Source organism: Acidovorax sp. HMWF029 (genome assembly GCF_003060895.1).
Lineage (GTDB): Bacteria > Pseudomonadota > Gammaproteobacteria > Burkholderiales > Burkholderiaceae_C > Acidovorax.
In genome coordinates, this window is sequence record NZ_QAIH01000051.1 from 1 (window position 1) to 11,433 (window position 11,433).

Genomic DNA, 11,433 nt, shown 5'->3' on the forward strand with positions numbered 1-11,433 from the left:
CTTTTCCACCTCCCACCCGGACTTCACCATGACCCCAACCCTCACCGCCCTCCCCACCTATGAAGACGTGGTGGCCGCCGCTGGCCGCATTGCGGGGGTGGCCCACCGCACGCCAGTGCTCACCTCGCGGACCGTCAACGAAGAATTTGGTGCCCAGGTGTTCTTCAAGTGCGAGAACCTGCAGCGCATGGGCGCGTTCAAGTTCCGAGGGGCCTACAACGCGCTCGCAAAATTCAGCCCTGCGCAGCGCAAGGCCGGTGTGGTCGCGTTCTCCTCGGGCAACCACGCACAGGGCATTGCGCTGGCCGCGCGCGAGCTGGGCATCCCGGCCACCATCGTCATGCCGCAGGACGCACCCGCCGCCAAGGTGGCGGCCACGCAGGGCTACGGTGCCACCGTGGTGTTCTACGACCGCTACACACAAGACCGCGAGCAGATCACCCGCGATCTGGCGCAGCAAAATGGCCTCACTCTGATCCCGCCCTATGACCACGCCGACGTGCTGGCCGGCCAGGGCACGGCTGCCAAGGAGCTGTTCGAGGAGGTCGGCCCGCTCGACGCATTCTTTGTGTGCCTGGGCGGCGGCGGGCTGCTGTCAGGCTCGGCCCTGGCCACGCGCGCACTGTCGCCCCAGACCAAGCTTTACGGCGTGGAACCCGCAGCGGGCAACGATGGACAGCAGTCGTTCCGCAGCGGCACCATCGTGCACATCGACACCCCCACCACCATTGCCGACGGCGCGCAGACGCAGCACCTGGGCCACATCACCTTCGCCATCATCCGCCGCGACGTGGACGACATCCTCACGGTGACGGACGAACAACTGGTGGATGCCATGCGCTTTTTTGCCGAACGCATGAAGCTGGTGGTGGAGCCCACCGGCTGCCTGGGTTTTGCCGCAGCGCGGGCCATGCAGAGCGAACTCAAGGGCCAGCGCGTGGGCGTGCTCATCAGCGGCGGCAACGTGGACCTGGCACGGTTTTGCGCCTTGGTGGCCGGGTAATGGAACGCTAGCCGGGCGCCGAAACTCAGAAAGACCTCACGCCGAAAGCGCTTGCTCCACCGCCAGCTTGGCCTCTTCCAGGCTGCTGAAAAACCGCATCGGTTGGGGCATGGCCTTGGGCAGATGGGCCGGCGCGGGCCACAGGCGCTCGTCCTCCCAGGCGGCGGTCCACCCCCCGATGTCCTTGCGTTTGACAGAGCAGATGGCCTGGCCGTCCACCATCGCGGTCCAGGTGGTAGGCGGGTTGTGGTCCCAGCTGACATGTGCCATGGTGCCCTCCAGCAGTTGCTTGGTTGCAAACCATTCTAGGAAGCTGCTCCAGGGTGGGCAATGTGTTCGACCCTAGGAGATGCAGGCGGTGCCGCCCGGCAGCCTGGGGCTCAAGCGCATATACACAAATTTGGAGCGAAAACAGCCTTCTCCGCGCACCCACACTGCCTCAAAAGCTATTAAATGTATAGCTAACAACTCATGCCAGCATTGAGTTCACCGCGCTGTACCTAGCGTCGCACGACGTGGAAAGACGGTCCTAGCGCCCCCCTCCTGCACCGGCTGCCACAACACCACGGGCAAACCCCGCCCAGACGCCCGAGCAATACAGCGCCCACACAATAAACACCGGCTGCAGCAAAGGCCGCACCCAGTAATACCAGGCGCCAAACGGCAGGCCATGCACCTGCTGGCCCTGCTGCGCCACGTGGACGTTGGCCACCACCACACACGCCAGCAGTGCCGCCAGCCCCAGCCCGGCCAGTTGGTGCAGGCGCGGCAGCCCCACGCGATCCAGCAGGCGCTGGGGCAGCAGCAGGGCCAAGCCCCCGGCCAGTTCGGCCACCCCCGTCAGGTACACCCAGAACAGCGCCTGAGCCGCCAGCAGGTCGGGAATCATGGGCACATAGCGCAGTTGCGCGTTCACAAAATGGTCCACCCCCGTGAACACAAAACCCAGGCCCATGCCCCAGCGCATGGCCCACCGCAGGCCGGGGCGCTCACCCGTCAGCCGACGCACCACCCACGCCAGCGCACTGGCACCCATGATCAACAGCAGAAAACTCATGGCAAACACTTTTATGTTAACAATGGAAACATTTTAGGGTGCTAAAGTTTCCACCGTCAACATTCGGTGTTTTCTAGTCGTCTTCTTTTTGTCTCTGCCTTCTTCTGTCCACCAACGCCCCTCCATGACCACCCCTTACCACCACGGCGACCTCAAAAGCACCCTGCTGGCCTACGCACTGGAGCAGCTGGAGGGCGCCGGGCTCGACGGCCTGTCGATGCGCGAGATGGCCAAGGCCGTGGGTGTCTCGCACACGGCGGCCTACCGCCACTTTGCCGACAAGCAGGCCCTGCTGGACGCCATGGCCGAACAAGGCTTCGAGGCCTTGCGCCAGGCCATCCGCGATGCGGTAGCGACAGCGCAGGGCAGCCCAGACCGCCTGCTGGCCAGCGGCCTGGCCTATGTGCAATTCGGGCGCCAGCACCCCCGGCAACTGGCCCATATGTTCGGCGCTGCAACCCGGGCCACCGCGCCACCGGGCCTGCGCTCCGTGGCGGCCGATGTATTCAATGACCTGCAAACCCTGGTGGCCGAGGGCCAGCAGAACGGCAGCTTCCGCGCAGGCGACCCGCGCGCACTGGCCCACGCATGCTGGGCCATGGTCCACGGCCTGGCGCTGCTGCAAGGCGGGCATCTGCTGAGCCAATCGGCCGGTGTGGACAACCGTGCGGGCGGCGACACCCAGGCCGACACCCACGCCGTCCCTCAACTACAGGACGAACACGCCTCTCCACAGGCGCGCGCGGCGCTGGAAATACTGGTGCGGGGCTTGGCGCCTTGCCCCTCCCCACTTGCCCCCTGAGCGACTGTCCTGTGATACCTGCCGTGGGCCAGGGCCGAGCACGGCCCGTGCACAGGTTTATGCCGCGCGCCCACCCAATGCACTGCGGGCTGCACGCGCCACAGCCTGTGCATCCACCCCAAAAAACTCCCGCAGCGCCGCCCGCGTGTCACTGCGGCCAAAGCCGTCGGTGCCCAGGGTGATGTACTTGCGCCCTTCGGGGATGAAAGCGCGCACTGTCTCGGGCACGGCGCGCACGTAGTCGGTGGCGGCCACCACCGGCCCGCTGGTGGCGGCCAGTTGGGCGGCAAGCCAGGGGGTGCCGGGGTCAACCCCTTCTTCACCCGCCAGCGCGCGCTGTTCGCAGGCCACGCCGTCGCGGGCCAGTTCGCTCCAGCTGGTGACGCTGAGCACTGTCACATCCAGGCCTTCGCTGGCGAGTTGTTCTGCGGCCTTGATCACTTCGGTCAGGATGGCGCCGGAACCCATCAGGGTGACGGAATTTTGTGAAGAAATCAGGCCTCTCCGCGCGTCCACATTGCCCTGATAGCTCTTAAAAACATAGCAACCACGCAAGACCCCGTCTACAGCGCCCGCGGGCAGGTCGGGCTGGGCGTAGTTCTCGTTCATGAGCGTCACGTAATAAAAAACGTCGCGCTGCTCGGTCACCATCTCGCGCATGCCAGCGTCGATGATCACGGCCATCTCGCCTGCGTAGGCTGGGTCGTAAGCCTTGCAGTTGGGGATGGTGGCCGCGACAAGATGGCTGGTGCCGTCCTGGTGCTGCAGGCCCTCGCCGCCCAGCGTGGTGCGGCCTGAGGTGGCGCCCAGCAAGAAGCCCCGCGCACGCTGGTCGGCTGCGGCCCAGATGGCATCGCCCACGCGCTGGAAGCCGAACATGGAGTAGTAGATGTAGAACGGCAGCATGGCCAGGCCGTGCACGCTGTAGCTGGTGGCGGCTGCTGTCCAGCTCGCAATCGCGCCTGCTTCGCTGATGCCTTCTTCGAGGATTTGCCCATCGAGCGCCTCGCGGTAGCTGAGCACCGAGCCGATGTCCTCGGGCGCGTAGCGCTGGCCCACGCTGCTGTAGATGCCGACCTGCTTGAACAGGTTGGCCATGCCGAAGGTGCGTGCCTCGTCGGCCACGATGGGCACGATGCGGGGGCCTAAAGTGGCGTCCTTCAGCAGCGTGCCCAGCATGCGCACAAAGGCCATGGTGGTGCTCATCTCCTTGCCATCGGCCTGCAGCGCAAACTGGGCGTAGCTGGCCAGGGGCGGCACGGGCAACACATCGCAGGCCGTCTGGCGGCGCGGCAGATAGCCGCCCAGCTGCTGGCGGTGGCGGCGCAGGTACTGCATCTCGGGGCTGTCTTCTGCGGGCTTGTAGAACGCCAGGCTGGTCGCCTGCTCGTCGGTGAGCGGCAGGTTGAAGCGGTTGCGGAACTCGATCAGGTCGGTGTCGTCCAGCTTCTTCTGGCTGTGCGTGGTCATCTTGCCCTGCCCGGCTTGGCCCATGCCGTAGCCCTTCTTGGTGTGGGCCAGGATCACGGTGGGCTGGCCCTTGTGGGCAGCGGCTGCGGCATAGGCGGCGTGGATCTTCACAAGGTCGTGCCCGCCGCGCTTGAGACGGTCGATCTGCTCGTCCGTCATACCCTGGGCCAGCGCCGCCAGCTCGGGGTTTTGGCCGAAGAAGTTGTCGCGGTTGAAGCGGCCGTCCTTGGCAGCAAAGGTCTGCATCTGGCCATCCACGGTGCCCTCCAGCGTACGCACCAGCGCGCCGGTAAGGTCGCGGGCAAACAAGCCGTCCCAGTCACTGCCCCACACGAGCTTGACCACGTTCCAGCCCGCGCCGGCAAACAGGCGCTCCAGCTCGTCGATGATGCGGCCGTTGCCGCGCACCGGGCCGTCCAGGCGCTGCAGGTTGCAGTTGACTACCCAGACGAGGTTGTCCAGGCCCTCGCGGGCAGCGAGCGTGAGCGCGCTCATCGACTCGGGCTCGTCCATCTCGCCGTCGCCAAACACGCCCCACACCTTGCGGCCGGTGCAGTCGAGCAGGTTGCGGTGCGTGAGGTAGCGCATGAAACGCGCGTGGTAGATGCTGCTGATGGGACCGATGCCCATGGAGCCGGTGGGAAACTGCCAGAAGTCCGGCATCAGCCAGGGGTGCGGGTAGCTGGAGAGGCCCTGCGCGCCCGCGCCGGGGGCGGTGATTTCCTGCCGGTAGTGCTGCAGGTCGTTCTCGGTCAAATGCCCTTCCAGAAACGCCCGCGCATACACGCCGGGCGCGCTGTGCGGCTGGAAGAACACCAGGTCGCCCCGATGCTGGCCCTCGCCCACACCCTCCCGCGCCCGGAAGAAATGGTTGAAGCCGCTCTCAAACAGATCGGCCGCACTGGCGTAGCTGGCGATGTGCCCGCCCAGCTCGCCATACGCCTGATTGGCGCGCACCACCATGGCCAGCGCATTCCAGCGCATCAGCGACGCCAGCCGCTCCTCGATGGCCAGATCGCCTGGAAACGCAGGCTGCGCCTGGGCCGCCACGGTGTTCACATACGGCGTGTTGAGCTGCGGCTGCCAGCCCACGCGCTGGGTGCGGGCCAGGCGCACCAGCTCCTGCAGCACAAACCGCGCGCGCTCGGGGCCTTCGGTGGCCACCAGGGCCAGGAAGGCATCGCGCCATTCGGCGGTCTCTTGCGGGTCGATGTCGGCCAGGGTGTCCTGGGGGCTGAGAAGGTGGGGGGGCAGTGGGGCGTTCATGGGAGCACACTGTAGAAGGGTTGGGCAAAAATGTGATGCCGAAACGCGCTGATCGAGCGCTATTAAAAGCACAATATGCTGCATCTACAAAATACTGCAGCATATGAAGCTTGACGTGACCGATCTGCGCATTCTGGCCGAGTTGCAGGCCGATGGTTCGCTCTCCAACGTGGAGCTGGCGCGGCGCGTGCACCTGTCGCCCTCGCCCTGCCTGGCACGGGTGAAGGCGCTGGAGGCGGCGGGCGTGATCGCCCGCTATGTGGCGCTGGCCAACGCGGCGGCGCTGGGCCTGGGGCTGAATGTGTTCATCAGCATCAGCCTGAAGACGCAGAACAAGGAGGCGCTGGCCGACTTCGAGCGGCGCATTGCCGAGCACGACGAGGTGATGGAGTGCTACTTGATGAGCGGCGACTCCGACTACCTCATCCGCGTGGCGCTGCCCGACATTGCGGCGCTGGAGCGGTTCATCCTGGAGCAGCTTTCGCCGATCCCGGGGCTGGAGAAGATCCGCTCCAGCTTTGCGCTCAAGCAGGTGCGCTACAAGACGGCGCTGCCGCTGCCACACGCTCGGGGCTGAGCCCGGCGTGGATGCCAGCGCTGAGGTCCATGGCGTGGGCCAGGTCCAGCGCCTGGCCGATATCGGCCAGCAGGTCGTCCAAATCCTCCAGCCCCACCGACAGGCGCACCAGCCCTTCGGCAATGCCGTGGGCGGCACGCTGCTCGGGCGTGTAGGTGGAGTGGGTCATGCTGGCCGGGTGCTGGGCCAGGGTTTCGGCGTCGCCCAGGCTCACGGCGCGGGTGACGAGCTGCAGCGCGTCCATGAAACGCACGCCCGCTTGCAGGCCGCCGCGCAGCTCAAAAGCGATCATGCCGCCCATCTGGCGCATCTGCTGCTGGGCCAGCGCGTGCTGCGCAAAGCTGGGCAAGCCGGGGTAGTGCACGGCCGCCGCAGCCGGGTGGGCGGCGATGAACTCGGCCACCTTCTGCGCGCTCTGGCAATGGCGGTCCATGCGCAGGGCAAGGGTCTTCAGGCCCCGCATCACCAGGTGGGCGTCTTGCGCCGACATCACCGCGCCGGTCATGTCTTTCAGGCCATACAGGCGCACGCGCTGGGCCAGCTCAGCATCGGCAAACACGGCTGCGCCTGCGGTCAGGTCGCCATGGCCGCCCAGGTACTTGGTCATGGAGTGCACGCTCACATCCGCACCCAGCAGCAGAGGCTGCTGCAGGTAGGGCGTGCAGTAGGTGTTGTCCACCACCACCTTGGCGCCCTGGGCGTGTGCCAGGGCCGACACGGATGCGATGTCCACCAGGCGCATGTTGGGGTTGGCGGGGGTTTCGAGGTAGAGCACGCGGGTCTTGGCAGTCATCGCCTCGGCTACGCGGGCGGGGTCGGTCATGTCCACATGGCGCACCGTCACGCCAAAGCGGCCCAGGCCGTGGTGCAAAAACGAGAAGGTGCAGCCATACAGCGTGAGGTCGGCCAGGATCTCGTCGCCCGGCTCCAGCATGGACCACAACGTGGCCGTGATGGCGCCCATGCCCGAGCCGAACACCACGGCGCCCGCGCCCTCTTCCAGCGCCGCCAGCCGCCCTTCCAGCAGCGCCAGCGTGGGGTTGGCGATGCGGGTGTAGAAGTAGCCGGGCTCCTGGCCCGCAAAGCAGCGCGCGCCATAGGCCACGTCCGGAAAGGCGTAAGTGGCCGAGGTGTGGATGGGCGGCACCAGCGCGCCCTGGTGGTCGGCGGGGTTGTAGCCGTGGTGGATGGCACGGGTGCTGAAGCCGGTGGCGGGGCTGCGGTCGGTGGTGCGGGTCATGCTTGTCTCCTGGTGGGCCGACCACAGAATGGATGCGGGTCGGATGTGGAGATTCTTGGCCTCATTGGTGGGCAAAATTTCGCCTTCTTTGCCTAAAAATCCAATTCAAAGGGCAAAATTTGCCCCAAACAATCCCTCTACACGCCACCATGCACCCCTACCCACTCGACCCCGTGGACCGCACCCTGCTCAACGCCCTGCAGCGCGACGGCCGCGCCACCGTGGGCGACCTGGCCGAGGCGGTGTCGCTGTCCACCTCGCCCTGCTGGCGGCGGGTGCGGGCGCTGGAAGAGGCCGGGGTGATTGCGGGCTACCACGCCCACCTGCACCGCCAGCGCGTGGGCTGGGGTGTGCTGGGCTTTGTGCAGCTGGCGCTGCACGACCACACCGCCGAAACCACCTCGGCCCTGGAGCGCGAGGTGATGGCCATGCCCCAGGTGCTGTCGTGTCACAACCTCTCGGGCCGGTATGACTACCAGCTGGAAGTGGTAGCAGCCGACCTGGAATCGTTTGCCGAATACGTGCGCACCCGCGTGCGCAGCCTGCCGGGCGTGCGCGAGATTTCGACGAGCTTTTCGCTCAAGGAAGTCAAGCGCACCATGGCGCTGCCGGTGTGAGGCTGGGGCGCTGCGGCGAAACGGGGCCTTCGCTCAGAAAGCGGTCGGCGTGGTCGAGAGCGACTCCAGCCACGCCACCGTGGCCGCCAGTTCCGACGGCCGAATTTCGTGCGCGCTGGGGAACTCGTGGTACGTCACCGCCACCGGCAGCGGCGCCATGTGGTGCGCAATGGCCTGCGCGTGGGCCAGGGGGATCACGTTGTCGTGCGTGCCATGGCTCAGCCACAGCCGCTTGCCACGCAGCGCATCGGCCGGGGCCGTCAGGGGCACCACCTGCGGCAGCAGGCGGCTGTGCCACACCAGTCCGGCGTGCATCAGTTCGGGCTTTGTCAGCAGCAGCGACAGCGCCATGATGCCGCCCTGGCTGAAGCCACCCACCACCACCCGCTCGGGCGGGATGCCCAGCTGCGCACTGGCCGACTCGACCGCCTGGGCCACCAGGGCGCGGCTTTGGGCCTCTTGCTCTTCATTGATGGTGCGCTCGCCGCCTGGCTCGATGGAGAAATCAAACCACGCGTGCGAGCCCGGCCCCATGCGAAACGGCGCCCGCAGGCTCAGCACATGAAAGCGCTCGGGTATTTGCGGCGACAGGCTGAACAGGTCCTGCTCGTTGCTGCCCACACCGTGCATCAGCACCAGCAGCCAGGGGCGGGGCGTGGTAGAGGCAGCGGGGCGCTGCAAAAATGTGAGCGGCAAATTGAGCATAGACAGGCGCAGAGGGCGATTTTTAACTAGAAAAGCGGGGGCGATGCGCCATCAGTGCACCGGCTCCAGCGCAAACGCATCCATCGACAGCATGCTGTACATCACCTCGCGGCTCAAGTAGTTTGCGTGCAGATCGTCGCCCGCCGCACCCAGCGCAAAGAAGATGGGCAAAAAATGGTCTTCCGTGGGGTGCGCTCGGTGGGCATGGGGCGCCTGGCTGCGGTAGTTGAGCAGCGCGGCCATGTCGCCACGGGCCAGCGCGCCTTCGATCCAGCGGCTGAACTCCAGCACATAGGGCGCAGGCGCTCGCTCGCCACCAAAAAACTCGGCCAGGTTGTGCGTCATGCTGCCCGAGCCCACCACCAGCACGCCCTGGCCGCGCAGGCTGCGCAAGGCGGCACCCAGCGCATAGACCTCGGCCGGGCCTGCGCCCACGGGCAAGGCCACCTGCACCACGGGCACATCGGCATCGGGAAACAAATGCATCAGCGGCACCCAGGCACCGTGGTCAAAGGGTCGCGCTGCATCGCCCTGCGCGGCCACACCCGAGGCCTGCAGCAGGCCCAGCACCTCTTGCGCCAGTGCAGGCGAGCCGGGGGCGGGGTACTGCAGCTCGTACAGCGCAGGCGGAAACCCGCCAAAGTCGTGCCACGTGGCGGGCTGCGGGCCGGTCATGACCTGCACCGAGCGCGCCATCCAGTGCGGCGACATCACCACCACACCGCGCAAGCCGGGGTATTGCGCTTTCAGGCTCTGGCCCCATTGCGTGAGTGCGGGGCCGGTGGTGCCAGCGTCCACCGCAAACAGCGGCGCGCCGTGCGATACGAAAAGGGCTGGAACAGTGGACGAAGGGGCTTGGGCAACAGCGGTCATGGCAGTTTCATCTGTGAATGCCACCACTGTAGGCTGGACGAACCCCTGCACCAAGCCCAGCGGAGCAGACAGATTGTTCTATGGGTAATGCCAATCAAGCACTGGCGCTGCCCCACCCTCGCTATCAGGAGCCGTCGCGCACCCGCCCCCGCAGCGCCTTGGTTTCGCTGCGCTGGGTTTTGCCCTGCAGCCGCCGCTGCTGCGATCCATAGGTGGGCTTGGTGGCGCGGCGCACCCGGGGCGGCACGGCCACGGTGTTGAGCAGCGCGTTCAGCCGCGCAAGCGCGTCGGCGCGGTTCTGTTCCTGGCTGCGGAACTGCTGGGCCTTGATGACCACCACACCCTCTTGCGTGATGCGGGTGTCGCGCAGGGCCAGCAGACGCTCTTTCACGCCCTCGGGTAGCGACGAAGCCGCCACGTCAAAACGCAGGTGGACGGCGCTCGACACCTTGTTGACGTTCTGCCCGCCCGCGCCCTGAGCGCGCATGGCGGTGATTTCAACCTCGTCCTCAGAGACTTGCAGGGGCAGCGGGGCCATACAAATAGAAGCCCGCGCGCCCGGCCATCAGGCCGCAGGCTGCTGCTGGGCCAGCAGTTGCGCCAGGCCGTCAATCGCCAGGCCATAGCCCAGCACGCCAAAGCCACACATCACTGCCTTGGCAGCGGCGGCCATGTACGAATGGTGGCGGTAGGCCTCGCGCGCATGCACGTTGCTGATGTGCAGCTCGATCAGCGTGATGCCCGTGCCCTTGATGGCATCGTGCAGCGCAATGCTGGTGTGGGTGTAGGCCCCGGCGTTCATCACCACGCCCGCCAGCTCGCCCGCCGCATGCAGGCGGCCCGCCTCGTGAATCCAGTCCACCAGCGCGCCTTCGTGGTTGCTTTGGTGAAAGCGCAGCGCAAACCCGTGGCGCTGGCAGGCATCGGCACAGAGCTTCTCCACATCGGCCAGGGTGGCTGCGCCATACACGGCAGGCTCGCGCGTGCCCAGCAGGTTCAGGTTGGGGCCATTCAGGACAAAAGCGGTTTTATGGGCGGTCACAGGCGGGGTCTCCGGGGCAATGCGCCTGCCACGCTGGCAGGCCAGAGTGCGGGATTATGCGGCGCCCGCCCGCTGACACTCCAAGAAAAAAGCGGCCCCGAAGGACCGCTGTAAAAGGCAGCCTGTGCAACGCTGCCTGAGAGCGACTCGCGCCCAAGAGGTTGTTGGCTGCGGGGTGGCCCCGGGGGCCAGCCCACAACCTTCATTCGTCCCAGTGACGACCGTGGCCATGACCGTGGTGGCGGTGATGGCGGTAGTGGCGATAGGGCCGGTAACCATGGCCGCCGTAGTAAACAACCGGCGGTGGGGCGTAATAGGCAGGCGGGGCGTTGTAGTAAACAGGCCGGGGCGGCGCGTAATACACCGGTGGGGGCGGCGCCACGTAGACCGGGGCGGGAGCGTAGTAGCCATTGCTGGCACCGATCACCACGCCGGGCACGCCAACGCCAACCGACCAATTGACGTCACGGGCCTGGGCGGCGCCAGCACCGGCCAGCAAAGCCAGGGCCACGCCAGCCGAAGCGGCCATGGCATAAAGAGAACGGGTTTTCGTCATGGAAATCTCCTAATGAATGAGGGTCGCCAGCCGGGTGGCCAGGGCCCTCACCGGTACACAACGCACCAAGTAGCCAAAAGGATGGCATAAAAGCGTCTTTACGTTGTGTCTGAACGTACACGCGCTTGTTTTAATGCGTAAACCGTCACGAAAGCGCCGCCTAAAATGGCTGGATGAGCACCCCCTCCCCCGCCAATACCCCCGCAAGCGCCACTGCTGCGGACA

The 11,433-nt window shown here is 66.4% G+C and carries 13 protein-coding genes; 4 read left to right on the top strand and 9 right to left on the bottom strand.

Features of this window, described 5'->3' with window-relative positions; translation table 11 throughout:
* The first annotated feature begins 28 nt into the window (after positions 1 to 28).
* Positions 29 to 1,003, top strand: a complete 975-nt coding sequence (locus DBR12_RS02960) for a threo-3-hydroxy-L-aspartate ammonia-lyase (RefSeq protein WP_108615889.1) — start codon at positions 29 to 31, stop codon at positions 1,001 to 1,003.
* Positions 1,004 to 1,039: 36 nt separating this feature from the next.
* On the opposite strand, the gene DBR12_RS02965 is transcribed toward DBR12_RS02960, so the two are convergent.
* Both DBR12_RS02965 and DBR12_RS02970 read right to left on the bottom strand, forming a co-directional pair.
* Entirely contained in the window at positions 1,040 to 1,273 is a 234-nt protein-coding gene (locus DBR12_RS02965) for a hypothetical protein (protein ID WP_108615879.1), read from the bottom strand.
* Positions 1,274 to 1,532: 259 nt separating this feature from the next.
* A complete protein-coding gene (locus tag DBR12_RS02970; protein WP_146185458.1) occupies positions 1,533 to 2,060 on the bottom strand; it encodes a DoxX family protein in 528 nt (175 codons plus the stop codon).
* A gap of 124 nt (positions 2,061 to 2,184) precedes the next feature.
* Here DBR12_RS02970 and DBR12_RS02975 point away from each other — a divergent pair, with 124 nt between their 5' ends.
* Positions 2,185 to 2,862: a TetR/AcrR family transcriptional regulator gene (locus DBR12_RS02975; RefSeq protein ID WP_108615881.1), complete on the top strand. Its 678-nt coding sequence runs from the start codon at positions 2,185 to 2,187 to the stop codon at positions 2,860 to 2,862.
* A gap of 57 nt (positions 2,863 to 2,919) precedes the next feature.
* Here the strand turns inward: DBR12_RS02975 and mdeB are convergent, their stop codons facing one another.
* Positions 2,920 to 5,598, bottom strand: coding sequence for an alpha-ketoglutarate dehydrogenase (mdeB, locus tag DBR12_RS02980; RefSeq protein ID WP_108615882.1), 2,679 nt, complete (start codon positions 5,596 to 5,598; stop codon positions 2,920 to 2,922).
* A 103-nt stretch (positions 5,599 to 5,701) separates the two neighbouring features.
* On the opposite strand from mdeB, the gene DBR12_RS02985 reads away from it, so the two are divergent.
* Positions 5,702 to 6,175 carry an Lrp/AsnC family transcriptional regulator gene (locus tag DBR12_RS02985; RefSeq protein ID WP_063463140.1) on the top strand — a complete coding sequence of 158 codons (474 nt, stop codon included), beginning with the start codon at positions 5,702 to 5,704 and terminating at the stop codon, positions 6,173 to 6,175.
* On the opposite strand, the gene DBR12_RS02990 is transcribed toward DBR12_RS02985, so the two are convergent.
* A complete protein-coding gene (locus tag DBR12_RS02990; protein WP_108615883.1) occupies positions 6,123 to 7,415 on the bottom strand; it encodes a methionine gamma-lyase in 1,293 nt (430 codons plus the stop codon). The two genes, DBR12_RS02985 and DBR12_RS02990, sit on opposite strands and share 53 nt — an antisense overlap.
* Before the next feature lie 149 nt (positions 7,416 to 7,564).
* Between DBR12_RS02990 and DBR12_RS02995 the strand changes: the two genes are divergently transcribed.
* Positions 7,565 to 8,032 (top strand): Lrp/AsnC family transcriptional regulator, encoded by a 468-nt coding sequence (locus tag DBR12_RS02995; RefSeq protein ID WP_108615884.1) that lies wholly within the window; start codon positions 7,565 to 7,567, stop codon positions 8,030 to 8,032.
* Between the two features lie 33 nt (positions 8,033 to 8,065).
* Here DBR12_RS02995 and DBR12_RS03000 read toward each other — a convergent pair whose 3' ends face one another.
* The 5 genes from DBR12_RS03000 to DBR12_RS03020 all read right to left on the bottom strand — a co-directional run bounded on the left by DBR12_RS03000 (position 8,066) and on the right by DBR12_RS03020 (position 11,208).
* Positions 8,066 to 8,737: an alpha/beta hydrolase gene (locus DBR12_RS03000; RefSeq protein ID WP_108615885.1), complete on the bottom strand. Its 672-nt coding sequence runs from the start codon at positions 8,735 to 8,737 to the stop codon at positions 8,066 to 8,068.
* Between the two features lie 51 nt (positions 8,738 to 8,788).
* Positions 8,789 to 9,610 (bottom strand): dioxygenase, encoded by an 822-nt coding sequence (locus tag DBR12_RS03005; protein WP_108615890.1) that lies wholly within the window; start codon positions 9,608 to 9,610, stop codon positions 8,789 to 8,791.
* 124 nt (positions 9,611 to 9,734) lie between these two features.
* Complete coding sequence (gene arfB / locus DBR12_RS03010) at positions 9,735 to 10,148, bottom strand: alternative ribosome rescue aminoacyl-tRNA hydrolase ArfB (RefSeq protein ID WP_108615886.1); 414 nt, start codon at positions 10,146 to 10,148, stop codon at positions 9,735 to 9,737.
* Between the two features lie 27 nt (positions 10,149 to 10,175).
* On the bottom strand, positions 10,176 to 10,652 hold the full coding sequence (gene aroQ / locus DBR12_RS03015) for a type II 3-dehydroquinate dehydratase (RefSeq protein WP_108615887.1): 477 nt from the start codon (positions 10,650 to 10,652) through the stop codon (positions 10,176 to 10,178).
* A gap of 202 nt (positions 10,653 to 10,854) precedes the next feature.
* Positions 10,855 to 11,208 carry a hypothetical protein gene (locus tag DBR12_RS03020; RefSeq protein WP_108615888.1) on the bottom strand — a complete coding sequence of 118 codons (354 nt, stop codon included), beginning with the start codon at positions 11,206 to 11,208 and terminating at the stop codon, positions 10,855 to 10,857.
* Positions 11,209 to 11,433 lie beyond the last annotated feature (225 nt).